Below are 20194 nucleotides of genomic sequence, written 5' to 3'. Positions count from 1 at the left end.
GCGGGGGCCGGATTTGAACCGACGACCTTCGGGTTATGAGCCCGACGAGCTACCAGGCTGCTCCACCCCGCGTCCGTGGAAGCGCACTATACTCTCCGCGCTAATTCATGCAACCCCTTTTTGCAGATAAAAGCCAAATTAACAGCCAGTTGCTGAAGGATTCAACCATCTGGTTAATTATTAAACTGATATGCGTGACGTCTGAGCGGATGCATTTCATTCTGTCGGGGGCTTTGCTATCGTCGCGGGGCGAACAGTTATAAAAAGAGAAGATAATGAAATCACATTGGGTGAAGTATGCACTCACTGGCGCGTTAATTACGCTGCTGGCGGCCTGTAGCTCCAAACCGACCGATCGCGGTCAGCAATATAAAGATGGCAAACTGGAACAACCGCTGGCGCTGGTGAATCAGCCCAATGCCAAAGGCGCACCGGTTAATGGCAGAGACTTTGGCGAGCAGGTCCGTCAGATTCAGTCCGCCTCATCCGCCCTGTATAGCCGTCAGAACGGCACCTATAGCGCGATTGAGAGCTGGCTGATGGCGGGTGCCGATACCCGACAGCTTCGTCAGTATGGGCTTAACGCCTGGCAGATGGAGGGTACGGATAACTACGGTAACGTGCAGTTCACCGGTTACTACACGCCGGTAGTGGAAGCGCGCTACACCCGTCAGGGTGAATTCCAGTATCCCATCTACCGTATGCCTCCGCGCAAACGCGGAGAAAAATTACCGAGCCGCGCCTCTATCTATAGTGGCGGACTCGATGACCGCTACATCATCGCCTACAGCAATTCCCTGATTGATAACTTCATGATGGATGTGCAGGGCAGTGGTTATGTCGACTTTGGCGATGGCCGCCCGATGACCTTCTTTGGTTACGCCGGTAAAAATGGCTGGGGTTATCACAGCATTGGCAAAGAGCTGATCGATCGCGGTGAAGTGAAGCGCGAAGATATGTCGATGCAGGCGATTCGTCAGTGGGCGCAGGAGCAATCACCACAGGAGGTCCGTGCGCTGCTGGAAACCAACCCATCATTCGTCTTCTTTAAGGCTGAGCCATTTACGCCGGTGCGCGGTGCCAGTGCAGTTCCACTGGTGGCGAAAGCCTCCGTTGCGTCTGACCGCTCAATTATTCCGGCGGGCACCGTACTGCTGGCTGAAGTGCCGCAGTTAAATGAGAAGGGCAAATTCAACGGCAAATATGAGATGCGCCTGATGGTGGCACTCGACGTGGGTGGCGCGATTAAAGGCCAGCACTTTGATATCTATCAGGGTATTGGCCCGGACGCCGCGCATCTGGCGGGCTTCTATAATCACTACGGACGCGTCTGGGTAATTAAAGCCGCGCCGGGTGCCGGACAGCCGCTGTTCTCCAGCCCGCAAAACGGTAATAATGGTTCACTGCTTCTCGGCGCTAACTAACTTCTTCTCTGCGGGCCTTCGGGCCCGCACGACGTAACAGGTTCAACTATGAAAGTGTTAAATGACGCCTGGCATCAGCGCTTTGGCGGCACGGCGCGTCTCTATGGCCAGGATGCGCTGCAACGTTTTGCTGACGCACACTTCTGCGTCATCGGTATTGGCGGTGTCGGATCCTGGGCGGCGGAAGCGCTGGTGCGCACCGGAATTGGTAAAATCACCCTGATTGATATGGATGATGTCTGTATCACCAACACCAACCGACAGCTTCATGCGCTGCAGGGCAACGTCGGCAAAGCCAAAACGGACGTGATGGCAGAACGGCTGCGTGCGATTAATCCTGACTGTGAAGTGATCTGCATTGATGACTTTATTACGCCAGAGAACACCGCCGAACTGATGGCAGCCGGTTTCGACTATGTGATCGATGCTATCGACAGCGTGCGACCGAAAGCGGCGCTGATCGCCTGGTGCCGCCGGAATAAGATCCCGCTGATCACCACCGGTGGCGCGGGTGGGCAGATCGATCCCACTCAGATCCAGGTCGCCGATCTGGCGAAAACCATCCAGGATCCGCTGGCGGCAAAGCTGCGCGAACGACTGAAAAGCCTGGGCGTGGTGAAAAACAGCAAGGGCAAACTTGGCATCGACTGCGTCTTTTCTACCGAAGCGCTGGTCTATCCGCAGGCTGATGGCAGCGTCTGTGCTTCACGCAGCACAGCGGAGGGGCCGAAGAGAATGGATTGCACCTCCGGCTTTGGCGCGGCCACCATGGTAACCGCCACCTTCGGCTTTGTTGCCGTCTCGCATGCGCTGAAGAAGTTTCTGGCGCGTGCTGCCCGTCAGGACGCCGTCAGCGCCTGACGCGCGGCGTGCTCCACTGCGGCGGCCAGCGCCTGCAGGCCGCTGCTGCGGGAGGCACTGAGCTGGGCGCGCAGGCCCAGTTCATCAAACAGTTTTAAGGGATCCATCGCCAGCAGCTGTTGCGGCGTCTGGCCCTCAGCGGCGGTCAGCAGCACGGCCAGCAGGCCGCGCACAATACGTCCTTCACTGTCACCATAGAAATGCAGCGTGCCATCTTCGCGTAACTGGCTGCCCAGCCAGACCCGATTTTCACAACCGCTCAGTTCAATTTCTGCTGTTTTCAGTTCCCCGGGTAAGGCAGGCAACTGGCGGCTCAGCTGGATCAGCTGACGATAACGATCTTCCCACTGATGAAAGCGGCCAAAGCTCTCTTTCAGGCTGGCAACGGTAATCTGTTCGCCAAACGGGTGTGGCGCTAACGGCGATGAATGCATAATCAAAACTCCGATAACAGCGAGATGGCGCTCTTCATAGCGCGCACCAGCGCATCAACATCCTGCAGATTATTATAGGGTGCAAAAGAGGCCCGCAGCGTGCCGCTGACGCCCAGCGCCGCCAGCAACGGCTGCGCGCAGTGCTGGCCAGCGCGCAGGGCGATTCCCTGCTCAGCCAGCAGCGTCACCAGATCGCTGTGATGCAGGCCAGCGAATTCAAATGCCAGCAGGCTGGCATTTGAACAGCGGAAGCTGCGGAAACCGGGTAATTCCGCCAGCTGCTCTTCCGCCAGCGTCGCAAGATGCTGACTCCAGCGCTCCGCTTCGGGCAGATCGTACTGCGCCAGCCAGCTCAGTGCTGCACTCAGGCCCACCACGCCCGCCACATTCGGGGTGCCAGCCTCAAAACGCCACGGCACCGGCTGCGGCGTGAATCCGCTGAAATCGACATCCGTTATCATCTTACCGCCGCCCTGCCAGGGCTCCATCGCCTCCAGCAGTTCCGCTTTGCCATATAACGCGCCAATGCCCATCGGGCCGTAAATCTTATGTCCGGAAAAGGCGTAAAAGTCGATATCCAGCGCCTGTACGTCAGGCGAACAATGCACCACGCCCTGTGCGCCATCGACCATCACTTTCGCGCCCACGGCGTGAGCGAGCGGGATCGCCTGAGCGAGTGCGGGACATCCGCCGGTGACGTTCGACATCTGTCCGACCGCCAGCAGGCGGGTACGGCTGTTGAGCAGGGCGGGCAGCTGGCTGATATCCGGCAGGCGATCCGCGCCTAACGGCCATTTTACGACGCGGGCACCGCACGCCTGCGCAGCCATCAGCCAGGGCACCAGGTTGGCGTGGTGTTCTGCCTCGCTGACCACAATCTCATCACCAGGCTGTAAGCGCGGGCGCAGCCAGCTGTTCGCCACCAGGTTTATCGCTTCGGTGGTGCCGCGCGTCCAGACAATCTCACGATCGTCAGCGGCATTAAGCCAGCGGGCAACCTGGTTGCGCGCCTGCTCATAGCGATGGGTTAAGGCCTGGGCGGCGGCAAACTGGCTGCGATGGACTGTACCCGCGCTGAGGCTGTAAAACTGCTGCGTGCTGTCAATGACGGCCTGCGGCTTCAGCGTGGTCGCTGCGCTGTCGAGATAAACGCCTGCATCGGCGAGTGCGGGAAACTGCTGGCGAAATGCGGTGGGATTGAATGCGGTCATGCCTGGTCCATGATAAGAAAAATTAGGACCACACTGAAAGAATGGTCTGCGTCTGGCAAAGCTGGAAAAGCGCGTTATGCTGAATATTGCAAGGTTTGAACCAAACCCGCATAACGATCGGACGTTTACTAGTCGATCTCACTTATCGGCTGCCTCTGGTTAGCGTAACGCGGGTGGTTTGATGCAATCAATCTACAAGGAGATAGCAGATGAAAAAATTAACCGCAGTACTGGCCGTGTGTACCCTGGCTTTTACCCTGAGTGCCTGTTCAAGCAATTACGTGATGCATACCAATGATGGTCGCACCATTGTGGCTGCCGGCAAGCCTAAAGTCGATAACGATACCGGCATGATCAGCTATAAAGATGCGAATGGCAACGAGCAGCAAATCAACCGCTCTGATGTCAAAGAGATGGTAGAGTCTGGCAACTAAGCAGCAAAAAAAAAGCACCGCAATTTGCGGTGCTATTTAAAAATCACTATGGACAGACAGGGTAAATCTACAGGAATTAAGAGTTCGATCCGCAATCGTCGGATCAAAAATTGCAAACACAACATCACGACCACAAGCCAAAAGCTTTCAGAAAATCTGCGAACTCACTCACAAATCTAAAAACTTTTCGTTCCGGCTCAGGAAGTGCGGCAACTATAGGTATTTGCTGGAGGTTCCTCAACGGACAAATTATAATGCCTCGGATTAAAAATTCTAATACGTAAACGCTTTGTATAAGCCAGCGTATTTTTTGCCGATCCGGATACGGAAAACCATGTCGAAACGCCTTCCTCCTCTCAACGCACTGCGTGTTTTTGATGCAGCTGCACGCCATTTAAGCTTTACCAAAGCCGCAGAAGAGCTGTTTGTCACCCAGGCTGCTGTAAGCCATCAGATTAAATCTCTGGAAGATTTTCTGGGGTTAAAGCTATTTCGCCGGAGGAATCGTTCGCTATTACTGACCGAAGAAGGACAAAGCTACTATCTCGACATCAAAGAGATTTTCTCGGCAATCAACGAAGCGACCCGCAAACTGCAGGCGCGCAGTGCCAAGGGTGCGCTGACCGTTAGTTTACTGCCGAGCTTTGCCATTCAGTGGCTGGTTCCCCGCCTCTCCAGCTTTAATATGGCTTATCCGGGAATCGACGTGCGTATCCAGGCGGTTGACCGCGACGAAGAGAAACTGGCCGACGATGTCGACGTGGCGATTTTTTACGGCCGGGGTAACTGGCCCGGCCTGCGGGTTGAAAAACTTTATGCCGAATATCTGCTGCCGGTCTGTTCACCGTCGCTGATGACCGGGGATAATCCGCTAAAAACACCGATGGATCTGTCGCGTTTTACTCTGCTGCATGATGCTTCCCGCCGGGACTGGCAATCTTATATCCGGCAACTGGGCCTGCAGCATATCAATGTACAGCAGGGGCCAATCTTCAGCCACAGCGCCATGGTGTTGCAGGCGGCGATTCATGGTCAGGGCGTGGCGCTGGCGAATAACGTCATGGCGCAGAGCGAAATAGAAGCCGGGCGATTAATCTGCCCGTTTAATGATGTATTAGTCAGTAAAAACGCTTTTTATCTGGTTTGTCATGACAGTCAGGCAGAACTGGGTAAAATAGCCGCCTTCCGACAGTGGATCCTGGAAAAAGCTGCAACCGAACAAGAAAAATTCCGCTTTCGCTATCAACAATAACGTATTGATTTATTTGCATTCAGATGCAAAAGGACTCTGAGGATCGGTTAATGTCCAGTCGTACCATGTTTGTTTTTTCGGCTATCAGCGGATTTCTGCTGGTGGCTTTTGGCGCATTTGGTGCCCACGTTTTGAGTCAGTCGCTTGGTGCGGCTGAAATGGCCTGGATTCATACCGGGCTGGAATATCAGGCTTATCACACCTTAGCGGTGATGGGGCTGGGTGCTGCGATGTTACGCCGCGCCAATATCTGGTTTTACTGGAGCAGTGCGCTGATGGCGCTCGGCACCGTGCTGTTTAGTGGCAGCCTCTATTGTCTGGCGCTGTCACATCTGAAGTTTTGGGTTTTTATCACACCCGTGGGCGGGGTCTGTTTCCTCGCCGGTTGGGTATTGATGTTGATTGGCGCGCTGCGTCTTAAACGAAAGGCAGAACGCCATGAATAAAGTTTTACTCTATTGTCGCCCCGGTTTTGAAAAAGAGTGTGCGGCGGAAATCAGCGCCAAAGCGGCTGAACGTGAAATCTACGGCTTTCCACGGGTTAAAGATGACTCTGGCTACGTGCTGTTTGAGTGCTATCAGTTTGAAGATGCCGAGCGGCTGGCACGTGAGTTGCCATTTGACGAGCTGATTTTTGCCCGTCAGATGCTGGTCGTCGGCGAAATGCTGCGTGACCTGCCGCAGGAAGATCGCATTACCCCGATTGTCGGCATGCTGACCGGCGTAGTGGAAAAGGGCGGCGAACTGCGTGTTGAAGTGCCAGACACCAACGAAGCCAAAGAGCTGACTAAGTTCTGCCGCAAGTTCACCGTGCCGCTGCGCTCGGCACTGCGGGAAAGCAAAATCCTGTTGAATTATGAGAGCCCGAAACGCCCGGTCGTGCATGTGTTTTTCATCGCGCCGGGCACCTGTTACGTCGGCTACTCCATCCGGGAAAACAGCTCGCCGTTTTACATGGGTATTCCACGCCTTAAGTTCCCCTCCGATGCGCCAAGCCGTTCCACCCTTAAGCTGGAGGAGGCTTTTCACGTCTTTATCCCTGCGGATGAGTGGGATGAGCGTTTAGCCAGCGGCATGTACGCCGTGGATCTCGGTGCCTGTCCGGGCGGCTGGACTTATCAGCTGGTGCAGCGCAGCATGATGGTATATGCGGTGGACAACGGACCGATGGCACCGAGCCTGATGGATACGGGCCAGGTGATGCACGAGAAAGCGGATGGCTTTAAATTCCGTCCGCCACGCACCAACATCAGCTGGCTGGTGTGTGACATGGTGGAGAAGCCGGTGCGCGTGGCTAACCTGATGACCGACTGGCTGGTTAACGGCTGGTGCCGTGAAGCGATCTTCAACCTTAAGTTGCCCATGAAAAAGCGCTATGAAGAGGTGACGCAGAATCTGGCCATGATGCAGGAACGATTCGATGATAATGGTATTAACGTGCAGATTCGCGCTCGTCAGCTTTACCATGACCGCGAAGAGGTGACCGTACATGTGCGCCGAATCTGGGCGGCTGCCGGTGGTCGTCGCGACGAACGTTAATCGCAGGGCTGAGTGCAAGGGCACTCAGCCGGTATAACGCAGCGTATTCAGATTGCCCTGCAGCACCAGATCCCGCTTCAGGGTTGCGACCTGACGGCTGGTCTCTGCCATCTGCCGACCCTCAGCGAGCTTCTCCCGCCATCTGGCTGGCACCTGATCCAGTTGCTGATAGATTCCCTCAAGCGTGTGAAACTCTGTCAGCAGCTGTTTCGCGCTTTTCGGACCGATGCCGGTGATGCCCGGAATTTTACTGCTGCTGATGCCGCACAACCCCCAGTAGTCGGGTAACCGCTGTGGCGCCACACCAAATTCAGCCTCGATAAAAGGCAGATCAAGCCAGCGTTTCTGGAAGTAGTCGCGGATGCGGATCTCGGGTGCCAGCAGCTGACAGTAGCCTTTGTCGGTTGAAACAATGGTGGCCTGATGTCCGGCCTGAGCCATTTTCACCGCCAGCGTCGCCGCTAAATCGTCCGCTTCATCCTCGCCCGCTATCCAGCAGCTTACGCCTGCGGCGCGAAAGGCCTCCTGTAACGCCGGCATCTCTGCCTGTAAATCGTCTGGCATCGGCGGGCGACCACTTTTGTAATCGGGTAGCAGCTGATGACGCCAGCCCTGATGACGTGCTTCGCCATCAAACACCGCCACCACATGAGTCGGATGGGCGTGACCCAGTATCTGGCGCAGCGCGGCCACGCAGCCTTCGACACAGGGTGAGCCCTGTACCGCATGCAGACGGCGAATCAGATTCAACGCGTCAACAATAACAAGATGAAGAGCCATGAGAGTATGGGCAGCCCGGGGGCTGCCTCCTGGTTTATTTGATAATTTCGTAGCAGGGAATGTAGGCGGTGCCTGGCAGTTTCATGCGTTGCTGTGCAACGAATCCCTGAAGCAGCTCATCCATGCGGTGCATGATGTCGGGGTCGCCATGGAGTTTGTAGCGTCCCTTCTCACGGATTTCGCGGATGCCCATTTCTTTGACGTTACCGGCTACGATACCTGAGAAGGCGCGGCGCAGGTCAGCAGCCAGCTTTTCGGGTGGTTGATTGGTGTAGAGATTGAGATTCGCCATGTTTTCATGGGTTGGCAGGAAAGGCACCTGCAGATCGGGTTCAATGCGAATCGACCAGTTAAAGCTGTAAGCATCGCCGGTTTCGCGACGATTCTCTTTTACCTGCGGCATCGCTTTCTTCATCAGACGCGCCACTTCGGCTGCATCGTTGATGATGATCTGATAATGCTTACGCGCCTGTTCGCCCAGGGTGTTAACGATGAAATCATCCAGCACGCGGAAATAGTCGGCGCTCTCTTCCGGCCCGGTCAGGATCAGCGGTAATACCTGATCGCTGTTCTGCGGATTCATCAGGATGCCCAGCAGATAGAGCAACTCTTCTGCGGTCCCTACGCCGCCCGGGAAAATGATAATGCCATGGGCGATGCGCACAAAAGCTTCCAGACGTTTTTCGATGTCCGGCATGATGATCAACTCATTCACCAGCGGATTCGGCGGTTCTGCCGCAATGATGGAGGGTTCGGTCAGGCCGATAAAGCGGCTGTCACGATAGCGCTGCTGAGCATGGCCTACGGCGGCCCCTTTCATTGGCGCTTCCATCACGCCCGGCCCGCAGCCGGTACAGATGTTCAGTTCACGCAGTCCAAGCTGAGTTCCGACATTGCGGCAATACTGGTACTCAACGGCGTTGATCGAGTGACCGCCCCAGCAGACCACGGTGTTGGGATACTCGCCGATATGCAGCGCCCGCGCGTTACGCAGAATGGAAAACACGGTGTTGGTGATAGTGGCGGAGTCATTTTCTTCAGCCGCAGTGAACCGACCCGGCATGTTGAGCTGACCGCTGACAAACAGGATGTCACGCAGCACCGCAAACAGGTTAGCCTGCAGTGAACGGATGATGCGGCCATCCACAAACGCCTCCTCCGGTGGATTGATCAGCTCCAGTTTGACGCCGCGCTCACGGCGCAACACATTGATGTCGAAATTTTCAAAGCGGGAGAGCAGCTCCTGGCTGCTGTCAGTCTGGCTGCCGGAGTTAAGCACGGCAAGAGAGCAGTTGCGAAACAGCTGGTAGAGGTCGCTGCTGGCTGTGCGCTTGAGCATATCGACTTCCAGCTGTGAAAGCAGATCCATCGAGCCAAGAGGGCTGATATGGGTAATCAAATGAACTCCTTTACACCCGCCTGGGTGCGTGTTGGCACTGCAACGGCAGTGACGAAAATCCCTGGTCGGCCACCCGCAGGTAGCCGCCATCACCAGAGTAGCCTTGTCGGCCCGTACAGCTCAAGCGGAACTGCGCTTACGGCACGCAGCCTGCGAGAAGTCTCGCAAACTACTGACGAACCAGTCGCGAAAAACCGGGCGAGAAGGGCACATTAGTGCGCCATGGATTGATATCCAGTCCGCCACGACGGGTGTAGCGTGCATACACCGTCAGCGCTTCCGGATGGCAGAAACGCATCACATCATTAAAAATGCGTTCGACACACTGCTCGTGAAATTCGTTGTGCTGGCGGAATGAGACCAGATAGCGCAGCAGCGCTTCACGGTCGATACGCGGGCCTTTATAACGAATCATCACGGAGCCCCAGTCGGGCTGATTGGTAATCAGACAGTTTGACTTGAGCAGGTGGCTGACCAGCGTCTCTTCAACGATTTCGCTGCCCGCAGCATCGGCCAGATAGTCAGCATTGAAGCGGTAATCCTCTATGGCGATATCCTGCTCATCAATACAAACCCCCTCAAAATGGCCGATGGGCTGACCTTCCACTTCATTGAGACGGAACAGCGCGACCCGCGCTTCACCTTCAGCACAGGCACTCAGGTCCCGCTCCAGCGTCTGACGAACCTCGCCCCAGTCGGCAAAGCGGGTCTGGTTGAAACTGTTAAGGTAGAGCTTGAAGCTTTTTGACTCGATAAGGTTGCGGCTCTGCGCATCGAGCACCACTTCGCCAACGGCGACCTGTGGCAGACCTTTGCTGTTGAGCCACGAGAGTTCATACAGGGTCCAGATATCACTGCCGGTAAAGGGCAGGCTGTCGGGAAACAGGCCAAGGGGTTCACGATTCAGGCTGCGCGGCACCGCCTGCAATAAGCTGTTGTCATAATGATCGTGATAGGCTGTGGGTTTGCCCAGCGTCAGGTTGCTGAGTGCCTGATCCTGTTCGTGAGTAGTCATTGCGGTTACCACCAAAATTAATCAAAGTGGCTAAGTGTAACCCATCAGAAGTGAGAATATGAATGATGCAGCAAACTGCCGCCGCGTTGCGCGACTTTACCACCCGGTACTGCCAGCACTGGCTTCAGCAGGCCGGGCATGCGCCGGCCAGCAGCGATCTCTTTGGCGTACCTTCGCCCTGTGCCCTGGAGGATCGCGATCAGCGGGTCGTCTGGCAGCCGCAGCCTTTTACTCTGCCACAGACGCTGGATGCGGTTGAGCGGGCGATCGACATCCAGCTCCAGCCGCAGATCACGGCTTTCTATACCACGCAGTTTGCCGGCGATATGCAGGCCAGTTTTGGTGAGAATCAGCTGACACTCTTACAGGTCTGGAGTGAGGATGATTTCCTGCGTTTACAGGAGAATCTGATCGGGCATCTGGTGATGCAGCGCCGCCTTAAACAGTCGCCTACGCTGTTTATCGCCACCACCGAGTCAGAACAGGAGATCATCTCGCTTTCTAATCTCAGCGGCGAAGTGATTCTGGAGCAGCCTGGCGGTAAACAGCGTGTGAAATTAGCGGAAACGCTTGAGATATTTCTTAAGTCATTACAACCGGTTATCATCTGAGTTGCAGTGATTTGCCTCTGACCTTGTGAGACATCTCTTACATGTGCTGTGAGAGATCGCTATATAACAGGTGAGCCTTCCGGAAGGCTGAGATGTAAAAATATTGTGAATCATCAACTTAATGGCGTTTATCTGAATTTACGCCGCACATTTCGTAAAGTTCTGCTGTGAGTACCTTGTGCGCGTAACGAGTTCTGTCAAAATGTTTCGCACTGCAGGAAGCTCAGGAAAAAGATATCGTCAGGATGATGATAAGCCATGAGGCAGGAACGTAACGGAGCTTACGGCACACGGAAGGTTTCAGGACGAAACAGGATCGCTCAGGATTGAGCAAGGGACACCTCCAGGATGGAGAATGAGAACCCCCTCAGAAGAGGTGGTGGGCCAGGATGCTAAGGATACATCAGGACGATGCGCGACAGGAGTTCGCACTGGACAAGTTGTCATGGAAGAGCAGGGAGCATTAACGTGGCGGGATGGCTGCAAACGAACCGGGAGCACTGTTTATACAGTGCTCCCTTTTTTTGTGCCTGTGCCAACAAGTGATATGCTTGCCGCCCATTTTTGACTGCTCGCGGAGGTGGCGCATGACGCCTGAACAATTGATTACGCAACGGCTGGAACAACTGGAAGCGGTGATGCGTGAGCATCATCTCTGGCAGAGTACCCCGCCGGCCGAGGGGGCGCTCGAGAGCCGCGAACCCTTTTGCCTGGATACGCTGGAGCCGCTGCAGTGGCTCCAGTGGGTGTTAGTCCCGCGGATGCATGCCCTGATTGCGGCCCGACATCCGTTACCACAAAATTTTGCCGTGGCCCCCTATTATGAGGTGGCTCTGGTGCCTGACCAGCCGGGTATTGCACCGCTGTTGCTGACCCTGCGTCAACTTGATGCGTTAATCACGGATGCTGCCCACTGATGCTGGAGATACTCTATCAGGATGAGTGGCTGGTTGCCGTCAACAAGCCCAGCGGCTGGCTGGTTCATCGCAGCTGGCTGGATCGCCATGAAACGGTGTTTGTGATGCAGACCGTTCGTGATCAGATTGGGCAGCATGTGTTTACGGCGCATCGTCTCGACAAGCCCACGTCAGGGGTACTGCTGATGGGGCTCTCCAGTGAAGTCGGACGTCTGCTTTCCCAGCAGTTTGAACAGCACCAGATGCAGAAAACCTACCACGCTGTGGTTCGCGGCTGGCTGGAGAGCAGCGGGACGCTCGATTATCCGCTGGTGGAAGAGCTGGATAAGATTGCCGATAAACACGCCACGGAAGCGCGCACCGCACAGCCCGCGGTCACCGATTATCAGTCACTGGCAACGGTCGAGATGCCGGTCGGCATTGGCCGTTATCCCACTTCGCGTTATAGCCTGGTTGAACTGGCTCCTAAAACCGGTCGCAAGCATCAGCTGCGTCGTCATATGTCACACCTGCGTCATCCGATTATTGGCGATTCGGCGCACGGCGATCTGCGTCAGAACCGGGGTGCTGCCGAACATTTTGGCGCTAACCGCCTGATGCTGCACGCCAGCAGCCTGGCATTAACTCATCCGGTAACCGGTGAACCGTTGCTGCTTCGCGCCGGACTGGATGGCGTCTGGCAGAATCTGATGAACCAGTTTGGCTGGCAGGATCGCATTCCTGAGGTGCCGCGGGTTGAGTTTGACGCAGCGCCAGGACAGGATAACGTTTCAGAATAAGGGAGAAAGCAGATGGCAAAGATTGGCATTTTTGTAGGTACGGTATATGGCAATGCGCTACTGGTCGCGGAAGAAGCAGAGCCCATTCTGCAGCAGCAGGGGCACAGCGTAACGGTGTTTGACGATCCGACGCTGGCTGACTGGCAAAACTATGCCAGCGACGTGGCGTTAATTGTCACTTCTACTACCGGGCATGGCGATTTTCCCGACACGATTTCAGGTCTGTTCCATGCGATTAAAGATCAGCTCGGTCATCAGCCCGCGCTGCGCTATGGCGTGATTGCGCTGGGTGACAGCAGCTATGACCATTTCTGTGGCGCGGGTAAAACCTTTGACGCGCTGCTGCAGGAGCAGGGTGCTCAGCGGGTTGGTGAGGTGTTACTGGTTGATGCCACTGAAAATCCGGAACCGGAGGCGGTAACCTCGCCGTGGGTTGAAGCCTGGGGCGCGCAGCTCTGATTGCAAGGCCAGGCTTATCTCTGCCTTAACAGAGATAAGCCTGTAGTGTGCGCACGGCGATATCCGTTGAGTGCACTGTCAGGTGACAGGCGCCGGGTTAAACACCGCCAGCTGATTACGAATGCCCCAGCGATCGGACCAGGTCTGCTTCCTGCCACTGGCGATATCCAGAATCAATTCAAACAGTCGCCAGCCCACCTGCTCAATACTCTCTTCACCGGTAGCAATCGTCCCGGCATTGATGTCCATCAGATCGTGCCAGCGCTCTGCCAGCGCATTACGCGTCGCCATCTTGATCACCGGAATCGCGGCCAGACCGTAAGGCGTACCGCGACCAGTAGTAAACACCTGCAGGGTGATACCGGATGCCAGCTGCTGTGTACCGCAGACAAAATCGCTGGCGGGCGTGGCCGCGTAGATCAATCCGCGTCGCGTGGGCCGCTGGCCGGGCGAGAGCACTTCAACAATGGCGCTGCGTCCCGATTTTGCGATCGAGCCAAGCGCTTTTTCCACCACGTTCGCCAGCCCGCCTTTCTTATTGCCCGGCGACGGGTTAGCGCTGCGATCGGTCTGGCCCTGGTCGAGGTAATTATCATACCAGGCCATCTCCTCCAGTAAGCGCTTACCGACTTCCTGATTAATCACCCGCGGCGTCAGCAGGTGAATCGCATCACGCACTTCCGTGACTTCCGAGAACATCACGGTGGCACCGCAACGCACCAGCAGATCAGAGGCAAAGCCCACTGCAGGATTTGCCGTCACGCCCGAAAACGCATCGCTGCCACCACACTGCATGCCGACAATCAGCTCTGCTGCAGAGCAGGTTTCGCGCTGGCGCTGATTCAGCCGCTGGAGATGACGCTCCGCCACCTGCAGAATCTCATTGACCATCGCGCCAAAGCCCACCAGCTTTTCATCCTGCAGACGCACGATGTCATGGTCGTCCAGCGAAATCGCCTGCACGTCGGGGGTGCCAGTCAGCAGACGCTCTGGCTGTAACTTTTCACAGCCGAGGCTGACGATCATCACTTCGCCGCCGAAATTTGCATTCAGCGCCAGGTTATGAATGGTGCGAATCGGCACGACCGCCGCCGGTGCGTTGATCGCCACCCCACAGCCATAAAGGTGGTTCAGGGCAACCACACCATCCACGTTCGGATAGCGCGGCAGTAAATCCCGTTCAATGATCTGTACGACATGATCCACCACACCGGCCACGCAGTGGACGCTGGTGGTGATGCCGAGCAGGTTACGCGTGCCTACGCTGCCATCCGCATTGCGGTAACCTTCAAAGGTATAGCCCTCCAGCGGCGGCAAATCAGGCGGAACCTGAGTGGCTAACGGCAGACTCTCCAGCGGAGGGGCTTCCGGCAGCGCAACCAGTGATTCATCAATCCAGCTGCCCTGGGCAATATCCCGCAATGCATAGCCAATGACTTCGCCATAACGCACGATCTCTGCACCCTGATTAATCGCGCTCAGCGCCACTTTGTGGCCCTGCGGCACATGCTCTGTGAGAGTCAGGCCATCCGCAAACTGCGTACCGGCTGGCAGGCCGAGGCTGTTAACCACAATCGCCACATTGTCGTGCTCATGGACTTTGATATAGAGCGGTTGTTCATCTGTTTTTGGGTTCATCGCTCACCTTCCTGTCTGTCGTACCGTACTTGTGCGGCACGCTTTAATAATCTGACCTGTCACGCCCTTGTTTGCCAGCTTCAGTATAGGGAGGCGGGGCGGGTCGCGCATTGTGCAAATGACCACCATTAAGGCAATTCACCTCGCTGTTTTGGGTCGATTATCCAAAAGCAAGTGAAGACCCTCACAAACAGCGGGGGAAAGCGTTATCCGGGGCGGATTTTGCACGGGTATTTGCCACTTTCGTGAGCTATACCGCAGGCTTTTGTGCATTCGCCAGACAATCACTTCAGTAAGGCGATTATTCCAGGGCGATGCGCCAATGTGATCGCCTCAGGCTGTTCTTATACTGAGTTCCGTTAGCCAAAGTCAGGTTATCTGTCACGACGTATTATTCATCCGAAAGAGGTTGCCTGGAGTTATTAACCGCCGCGGCTGCCAGACACCGGATGGATAAATAAAGTTTGCCAAAACAAAAAGATCGCCGTGTTTAACCCAACTTCTCTCTGATACCCAACGCGATGTGTATGCAGTCAGAGCGAATGTAGCTCACGCTATATTTCAGGAGTGCATCATGAATAGTTTCAGCCAGACCGCGGAAACGGTGCAGAAACGCACCAATGCCCGTTACTGGATTGTGGTGATGTTATTTATCGTCACCTCATTCAACTACGGTGACCGCGCAACGATTTCGATTGCCGGTTCGGCGATGTCAAAAGATATTGGCCTCGATTCGGTCGGACTCGGCTATATCTTCTCAGCCTTCTCATGGGCGTATGTTATTGGTCAGATTCCGGGCGGCTGGCTGCTTGACCGCTTCGGCTCAAAACGCGTCTATTTCTGGAGCATCTTTACCTGGTCGCTCTTTACCTTTTTGCAAGGGTTCGTCGATCTGTTCAGCGGCTTCGGCATCATCATGTCGCTGTTTATTCTGCGCTTCCTGGTGGGACTGGCCGAAGCGCCCTCTTTCCCTGGCAACAGCCGCATCGTCGCGGCCTGGTTTCCGGCGCAGGAGCGCGGCACGGCCGTGGCGATCTTCAACTCGGCCCAATACTTCGCCACCGTTATCTTCGCGCCCATCATGGGCTGGCTGGTCTCTTCCGTGGGCTGGGCGCACGTGTTCTGGTTCATGGGCGGCCTGGGCATCATCCTCAGTTTCATCTGGCTGAAAGTGATCCACGATCCCACCGATCACCCAGGCGTGAATAAAGCCGAACTGGAGTACATGGAGCAGGGCGGTGCGCTGATCAACATGGATGTCAAAAAGGATAGCCGCAAAGTGAGCTGGAGCGAGAAGTGGTTCCAGATCAAACAGCTGCTGACGTCACGCATGATGCTGGGTATCTACCTCGGTCAGTACTGCGTTAACGCCTTAACCTACTTTTTTATCACCTGGTTCCCGGTCTATCTGGTACAGGCGCGCGGCATGTCGATTCTCAAAGCGGGCTTTATTGCCTCGATTCCGGCGGTGTGCGGCTTCCTCGGCGGCGTACTGGGTGGGGTGATCTCCGACTGGCTGATGCGTAAAACCGGCTCCCTGAATATCGCGCGTAAAACGCCGATCGTGCTCGGCATGCTGCTCTCTATTTCGATGGTGATGTGTAATTACACCGATACCGAATGGGTGGTGGTGTTCTTCATGGCACTGGCGTTCTTTGGTAAAGGCATCGGTGCGCTGGGCTGGGCGGTGATGGCAGATACCGCACCGAAAGAGATCAGTGGCCTGAGCGGCGGTCTGTTCAACATGTTCGGTAACTTCTCTGGCATCGTGACGCCTATCGCCATCGGTTACATCATCGCCACCAGCGGCTCCTTTGAAGGCGCGCTGATCTATGTCGGTATTCATGCCTTTGTCGCCGCATTCAGCTTCCTGGTGATCGCGGGCGATATCAAACGTGTCGAACTGAAAACCTGGCCCGGTAAGGATGCATTATGAATACGCAAAGTTCGCCGGTGATTACTGAGATGCAGGTTATCCCGGTCGCCGGTTATGACAGCATGCTGCTCAATATTGGTGGTGCGCACAACGCCTGTTTTACCCGCAATATTGTGGTTCTCACCGACAGCGCCGGTCACACCGGCGTCGGTGAAGCCCCCGGCGGCGACACCATCTATCAGACGCTGGTAGAGGCGATTCCGCAGGTGAAAGGCCAGCAGATTGCGCGAATGAACCGTCTGGTGCAGCAGGTGCACAAAGGCAATCAGTCGGCTGACTTCACCACCTTCGGCAACGGTGCCTGGACTTTTGAGTTGCGGGTCAACGCGGTAGCGGCGCTGGAAGCGGCGCTGCTCGATCTGCTGGGACAGTGTCTGGGCGTACCGGTTGCTGAACTGCTGGGGCCAGGTAAACAGCGTGATGAAGTGACGGTGCTGGGCTATCTGTTCTATCTCGGTGACCGCCGCAAGACCGATCTGCCCTATCTGAGTGGTGAGCAGGCCAGCCACGACTGGTATCACCTGCGTCATCAGGAAGCGCTGACCAGCGATGCCGTGGTGCGGCTGGCTGAGGCGGCTGCGGATAAATATGGCTTCAAAGATTTTAAGCTCAAAGGCGGCGTGTTGCCGGGCGAGCAGGAGATTGCCACCGCGGCGGCGCTGAAGCAGCGCTTTCCCGACGCCCGCATTACGGTCGACCCGAATGGCGCCTGGCTGCTGGACGAGGCGATAGCGCTGTGTAAAGGGATGCAGGATGTGCTGAGCTACGCCGAAGATCCGTGCGGCGCGGAGCAGGGCTATTCGGGACGTGAAGTGATGGCCGAGTTCCGGCGCGCAACCGGCTTACCGGTGGCCACCAATATGATCGCCACTAACTGGCGCGAGATGAATCACGCGGTGATGCTTAATGCGGTCGATATTCCACTGGCGGATCCTCACTTCTGGACGCTGAGCGGCGCCGTGCGGGTCGCGCAGCTCTGCGATGAGTGGGGCCTCACCTGGGGCTGCCACTCCAATAACCACTTCGATATTTCGCTGGCGATGTTCACCCATGTGGGTGCGGCGGCGCCAGGTAATCCTACCGCGATTGATACCCACTGGATCTGGCAGGAGGGCGATCAGCGCCTGACGAAAAATCCGCTGCAAATCCGCAACGGGAAAATTGCCGTACCGGATGCGCCGGGTCTGGGCATTGAGCTCGACTGGGAGCAGGTAAACAAAGCCAATCAGCTTTATCAGTCACTGCCCGCCGGTGCGCGTAACGACGCTACGGCGATGCAATATCTGGTCCCCGGCTGGACATTTGATCGCAAACGCCCGGCATTTGGCCGTGCAACAGCATAAGGAGCAGGAGATGAGTTCAACACCGAAAGTCACCGCCATGCAGGTTATTCCGGTCGCAGGCTACGACAGCATGCTGCTGAACCTCAGCGGCGCTCACTCGCCATTCTTTACCCGCAACATTGTGATTATCAAAGATAACGCCGGACACACCGGCGTCGGCGAAATCCCGGGCGGCGAAAAAATCCGCCAGACGCTGGAAGATGCAGCGTCGCTGGTGATTGGCAAAACCGTGGGCGAATACAAAAACATTCTCAGCCTGGTGCGCAGCACCTTCGCCGACCGCGATGCCAGCGGGCGCGGCACCCAGACCTTCGATCTGCGCACCACTATTCATGTGGTGACCGGCATTGAAGCGGCGCTGCTCGATCTGCTGGGTCAGCATCTGGAGGTTAATGTGGCCTCGCTGCTGGGCGACGGACAGCAGCGCGACCGCGTTGAGATGCTCGGTTATCTCTTCTACATCGGCGACCGCCGCAAAACGTCCCTCTCTTACCAGAGCCAGGAGAGCGATCCCTGCGACTGGTATCGCCTGCGCCACGAAGAAGCGCTAACCCCGGAGACGGTGGTGCGGCTGGCGGAAGCGGCGTATGAGAAATATGGTTTCAACGATTTCAAACTCAAAGGCGGCGTACTGCGCGGCGGCGAAGAGGCCGAAGCGGTTACTGCGCTGGCTAAGCGTTTTCCTGAAGCCCGTATCACCCTTGATCCCAACGGGGCCTGGTCGCTCAACGAGGCGATCATGCTCGGCAAACAGCTCAAAGATGTGCTCGCCTACGCAGAAGATCCCTGTGGCGCGGAGCAGGGGTACTCCGGCCGTGAAGTGATGGCGGAGTTCCGCCGCGCCACCGGCATGCCAACCGCCACCAATATGATCGCCACCGACTGGCGTCAGATGGGCCATACCCTGTCGCTGCAGTCGGTGGACATTCCGCTGGCAGATCCGCACTTCTGGACCATGCAGGGTTCGGTGCGGGTAGCACAGATGTGTCACGACTTCGGCCTGACATGGGGCTCGCACTCCAATAACCACTTCGACATTTCGCTGGCGATGTTCACCCACGTCGCCGCTGCCGCGCCGGGCGCGATCACCGCCATTGATACCCACTGGATCTGGCAGGAGGGCAATCAGCGCCTGACCAAAGAGCCATTCCAGATCAAAGGCGGCATGGTGCAGGTACCGCAGAAGCCCGGTCTCGGCGTCGAGCTGGATATGGATCAGGTGATGCAGGCCAACGCGCTCTATCAGAAGCAGGGGCTGGGCGCGCGTGACGATGCCGAAGCGATGCAATTTTTAGTGCCGGGATGGACCTACGACAACAAACGTCCCTGCCTGGTACGTTAACCTTTTCGGCTCCCCACGGGGAGCCATCGTCACAGGAGTTTAACCATGAGTAATGCAGCCTGGCCAAATGGATTTCGTCGTCGTTTGTTAGCGGGTGAAACCCTGATCGGCAGCTGGTGTGCGCTTGCCAGCCCGATCTCAACCGAGATTTTAGGGCTGGCCGGTTTTGACTGGCTGGTCCTGGATGGCGAACACGCGCCCAACGATATCACCACGTTTGTGCCGCAGCTGATGGCGCTTAAAGGCAGCCACAGTGCGCCCGTGGTGCGTCCGCCCTGCAACGAGCCGGTGATCATTAAGCGTCTGCTGGATATCGGGTTTAACAACTTCCTGGTGCCATTTGTCGAGACCGAAGAGGAAGCAGTGCGTGCCGTCGCCTCAACGCGCTATCCGCCAGCCGGCATTCGCGGTGTCTCGGTTTCGCATCGCAGCAACATGTACGGCACCCTGCCGGATTACAACAGCACCATCAATGACAACATCACGGTGCTGGTGCAGATCGAAACCCAGCAGGCGGTCGACAACATTGACGCCATCGCGGCGGTGGACGGTGTCGACGGTATTTTTGTCGGGCCGGGCGATCTCTCTGCTGCGCTGGGCTATCTCGGTCAGCCCGCCCATCCTGAAGTGCTGAAAGTGATTAAACACATTTTTGAACGCGCCAAAGCCGCCGGTAAGCCGAGCGGCATTCTGGCACCGGTGGAAGCGGACGCGCGTCGTTATCTGGAGTGGGGTGCCACTTTTGTCGCCGTCGGCAGCGATGTCGGTATGTTCCGCAACGCCTCTCAGGCGTTATGCGACAAATTTAAGCGCTAATCAA

At 56.4% G+C, this 20194-nt stretch carries 20 protein-coding genes; 14 read left to right on the top strand and 6 right to left on the bottom strand.

The window, feature by feature from the left end; genetic code table 11:
- Positions 1–275 precede the first annotated feature (275 nt).
- Together mltA and tcdA are read left to right on the top strand one after the other, a co-directional pair.
- Positions 276–1424: a murein transglycosylase A gene (gene mltA / locus HFD94_RS20395; protein WP_122889657.1), complete on the top strand. Its 1149-nt coding sequence runs from the start codon at positions 276–278 to the stop codon at positions 1422–1424.
- A 48-nt stretch (positions 1425–1472) separates the two neighbouring features.
- Positions 1473–2285, top strand: coding sequence for a tRNA cyclic N6-threonylcarbamoyladenosine(37) synthase TcdA (gene tcdA / locus HFD94_RS20390; protein WP_033786744.1), 813 nt, complete (start codon positions 1473–1475; stop codon positions 2283–2285).
- On the opposite strand, the gene csdE is transcribed toward tcdA, so the two are convergent.
- Complete coding sequence (csdE, locus tag HFD94_RS20385) at positions 2264–2719, bottom strand: cysteine desulfurase sulfur acceptor subunit CsdE (RefSeq protein ID WP_010672147.1); 456 nt, start codon at positions 2717–2719, stop codon at positions 2264–2266. The genes tcdA and csdE overlap by 22 nt on opposite strands.
- Before the next feature lie 2 nt (positions 2720–2721).
- Positions 2722–3930, bottom strand: coding sequence for a cysteine desulfurase CsdA (csdA, locus tag HFD94_RS20380; protein WP_122889658.1), 1209 nt, complete (start codon positions 3928–3930; stop codon positions 2722–2724).
- Between the two features lie 209 nt (positions 3931–4139).
- Between csdA and HFD94_RS20375 the strand changes: the two genes are divergently transcribed.
- The 4 genes from HFD94_RS20375 to rlmM all read left to right on the top strand — a co-directional run bounded on the left by HFD94_RS20375 (position 4140) and on the right by rlmM (position 7155).
- Positions 4140–4364 (top strand): YgdI/YgdR family lipoprotein, encoded by a 225-nt coding sequence (locus HFD94_RS20375; protein ID WP_010248613.1) that lies wholly within the window; start codon positions 4140–4142, stop codon positions 4362–4364.
- Between the two features lie 334 nt (positions 4365–4698).
- Positions 4699–5616, top strand: coding sequence for a transcriptional regulator GcvA (locus HFD94_RS20370; protein ID WP_003854641.1), 918 nt, complete (start codon positions 4699–4701; stop codon positions 5614–5616).
- Between the two features lie 50 nt (positions 5617–5666).
- Complete coding sequence (locus HFD94_RS20365; protein WP_122889659.1) at positions 5667–6062, top strand: DUF423 domain-containing protein; 396 nt, start codon at positions 5667–5669, stop codon at positions 6060–6062.
- Positions 6055–7155 carry a 23S rRNA (cytidine(2498)-2'-O)-methyltransferase RlmM gene (gene rlmM, locus HFD94_RS20360; RefSeq protein WP_010248609.1) on the top strand — a complete coding sequence of 367 codons (1101 nt, stop codon included), beginning with the start codon at positions 6055–6057 and terminating at the stop codon, positions 7153–7155. Before HFD94_RS20365 ends, rlmM begins: the two co-directional genes overlap by 8 nt.
- A 24-nt stretch (positions 7156–7179) precedes the next feature.
- Here rlmM and xni read toward each other — a convergent pair whose 3' ends face one another.
- The 3 genes from xni to queF form a co-directional block, all read right to left on the bottom strand.
- Positions 7180–7935, bottom strand: coding sequence for a flap endonuclease Xni (gene xni / locus HFD94_RS20355; protein ID WP_089414942.1), 756 nt, complete (start codon positions 7933–7935; stop codon positions 7180–7182).
- Between the two features lie 34 nt (positions 7936–7969).
- Positions 7970–9334, bottom strand: a complete 1365-nt coding sequence (gene ppnN / locus HFD94_RS20350) for a nucleotide 5'-monophosphate nucleosidase PpnN (protein WP_010672144.1) — start codon at positions 9332–9334, stop codon at positions 7970–7972.
- A gap of 169 nt (positions 9335–9503) precedes the next feature.
- Positions 9504–10349, bottom strand: coding sequence for an NADPH-dependent 7-cyano-7-deazaguanine reductase QueF (gene queF / locus HFD94_RS20345; protein ID WP_022623809.1), 846 nt, complete (start codon positions 10347–10349; stop codon positions 9504–9506).
- 62 nt (positions 10350–10411) lie between these two features.
- Here queF and syd point away from each other — a divergent pair, with 62 nt between their 5' ends.
- The 4 genes from syd to HFD94_RS20325 all read left to right on the top strand — a co-directional run bounded on the left by syd (position 10412) and on the right by HFD94_RS20325 (position 13115).
- Positions 10412–10960, top strand: coding sequence for a SecY-interacting protein (gene syd / locus HFD94_RS20340; RefSeq protein ID WP_010672142.1), 549 nt, complete (start codon positions 10412–10414; stop codon positions 10958–10960).
- A 587-nt stretch (positions 10961–11547) separates the two neighbouring features.
- On the top strand, positions 11548–11877 hold the full coding sequence (locus HFD94_RS20335; protein ID WP_022623807.1) for a YqcC family protein: 330 nt from the start codon (positions 11548–11550) through the stop codon (positions 11875–11877).
- Entirely contained in the window at positions 11877–12656 is a 780-nt protein-coding gene (gene truC, locus HFD94_RS20330; RefSeq protein ID WP_033769942.1) for a tRNA pseudouridine(65) synthase TruC, read from the top strand. Before HFD94_RS20335 ends, truC begins: the two co-directional genes overlap by 1 nt.
- Before the next feature lie 12 nt (positions 12657–12668).
- Entirely contained in the window at positions 12669–13115 is a 447-nt protein-coding gene (locus HFD94_RS20325) for a flavodoxin (RefSeq protein ID WP_010248594.1), read from the top strand.
- Positions 13116–13193: 78 nt separating this feature from the next.
- Here HFD94_RS20325 and garD read toward each other — a convergent pair whose 3' ends face one another.
- Positions 13194–14753, bottom strand: a complete 1560-nt coding sequence (garD, locus tag HFD94_RS20320) for a galactarate dehydratase (RefSeq protein WP_010672140.1) — start codon at positions 14751–14753, stop codon at positions 13194–13196.
- 574 nt (positions 14754–15327) lie between these two features.
- On the opposite strand from garD, the gene HFD94_RS20315 reads away from it, so the two are divergent.
- Genes HFD94_RS20315 through garL form a run of 4 tightly spaced genes read left to right on the top strand, consistent with a single transcriptional unit; the run spans position 15328 to position 20190 of the window.
- A complete protein-coding gene (locus HFD94_RS20315; protein WP_010248591.1) occupies positions 15328–16689 on the top strand; it encodes an MFS transporter in 1362 nt (453 codons plus the stop codon).
- Entirely contained in the window at positions 16686–18032 is a 1347-nt protein-coding gene (locus HFD94_RS20310) for an enolase C-terminal domain-like protein (RefSeq protein WP_010248589.1), read from the top strand. Before HFD94_RS20315 ends, HFD94_RS20310 begins: the two co-directional genes overlap by 4 nt.
- Positions 18033–18042: 10 nt before the next feature.
- Positions 18043–19374 (top strand): glucarate dehydratase, encoded by a 1332-nt coding sequence (gene gudD / locus HFD94_RS20305; RefSeq protein WP_010248587.1) that lies wholly within the window; start codon positions 18043–18045, stop codon positions 19372–19374.
- Positions 19375–19419: 45 nt separating this feature from the next.
- Complete coding sequence (gene garL, locus HFD94_RS20300; RefSeq protein WP_010248585.1) at positions 19420–20190, top strand: 2-dehydro-3-deoxyglucarate aldolase; 771 nt, start codon at positions 19420–19422, stop codon at positions 20188–20190.
- Positions 20191–20194 lie beyond the last annotated feature (4 nt).

Origin of the sequence: Pantoea sp. EKM20T (genome assembly GCF_011800485.1) — a bacterium.
Taxonomy (GTDB): Bacteria; Pseudomonadota; Gammaproteobacteria; order Enterobacterales; family Enterobacteriaceae; genus Pantoea; species Pantoea agglomerans.
The sequence above is the reverse complement of the archived record's forward strand: the minus strand, read 5'-3'. Positions and strand labels throughout refer to the sequence as shown.

What these genes read in the sequence shown, in the direction of transcription:
- mltA (WP_122889657.1), top strand. Translation starts at nt 276, where the DNA reads ATGAAATCACATTGGGTGAAGTATGCACTCACTGGCGCGTTAATTACG.
- tcdA (WP_033786744.1), top strand. Translation starts at nt 1,473, where the DNA reads ATGAAAGTGTTAAATGACGCCTGGCATCAGCGCTTTGGCGGCACGGCG.
- csdE (WP_010672147.1), bottom strand. Translation starts at nt 2,719, where the DNA reads ATGCATTCATCGCCGTTAGCGCCACACCCGTTTGGCGAACAGATTACC.
- csdA (WP_122889658.1), bottom strand. Translation starts at nt 3,930, where the DNA reads ATGACCGCATTCAATCCCACCGCATTTCGCCAGCAGTTTCCCGCACTC.
- HFD94_RS20375 (WP_010248613.1), top strand. Translation starts at nt 4,140, where the DNA reads ATGAAAAAATTAACCGCAGTACTGGCCGTGTGTACCCTGGCTTTTACC.
- HFD94_RS20370 (WP_003854641.1), top strand. Translation starts at nt 4,699, where the DNA reads ATGTCGAAACGCCTTCCTCCTCTCAACGCACTGCGTGTTTTTGATGCA.
- HFD94_RS20365 (WP_122889659.1), top strand. Translation starts at nt 5,667, where the DNA reads ATGTCCAGTCGTACCATGTTTGTTTTTTCGGCTATCAGCGGATTTCTG.
- rlmM (WP_010248609.1), top strand. Translation starts at nt 6,055, where the DNA reads ATGAATAAAGTTTTACTCTATTGTCGCCCCGGTTTTGAAAAAGAGTGT.
- xni (WP_089414942.1), bottom strand. Translation starts at nt 7,935, where the DNA reads ATGGCTCTTCATCTTGTTATTGTTGACGCGTTGAATCTGATTCGCCGT.
- queF (WP_022623809.1), bottom strand. Translation starts at nt 10,349, where the DNA reads ATGACTACTCACGAACAGGATCAGGCACTCAGCAACCTGACGCTGGGC.
- syd (WP_010672142.1), top strand. Translation starts at nt 10,412, where the DNA reads ATGATGCAGCAAACTGCCGCCGCGTTGCGCGACTTTACCACCCGGTAC.
- HFD94_RS20335 (WP_022623807.1), top strand. Translation starts at nt 11,548, where the DNA reads ATGACGCCTGAACAATTGATTACGCAACGGCTGGAACAACTGGAAGCG.
- truC (WP_033769942.1), top strand. Translation starts at nt 11,877, where the DNA reads ATGCTGGAGATACTCTATCAGGATGAGTGGCTGGTTGCCGTCAACAAG.
- HFD94_RS20325 (WP_010248594.1), top strand. Translation starts at nt 12,669, where the DNA reads ATGGCAAAGATTGGCATTTTTGTAGGTACGGTATATGGCAATGCGCTA.
- garD (WP_010672140.1), bottom strand. Translation starts at nt 14,753, where the DNA reads ATGAACCCAAAAACAGATGAACAACCGCTCTATATCAAAGTCCATGAG.
- HFD94_RS20315 (WP_010248591.1), top strand. Translation starts at nt 15,328, where the DNA reads ATGAATAGTTTCAGCCAGACCGCGGAAACGGTGCAGAAACGCACCAAT.
- HFD94_RS20310 (WP_010248589.1), top strand. Translation starts at nt 16,686, where the DNA reads ATGAATACGCAAAGTTCGCCGGTGATTACTGAGATGCAGGTTATCCCG.
- gudD (WP_010248587.1), top strand. Translation starts at nt 18,043, where the DNA reads ATGAGTTCAACACCGAAAGTCACCGCCATGCAGGTTATTCCGGTCGCA.
- garL (WP_010248585.1), top strand. Translation starts at nt 19,420, where the DNA reads ATGAGTAATGCAGCCTGGCCAAATGGATTTCGTCGTCGTTTGTTAGCG.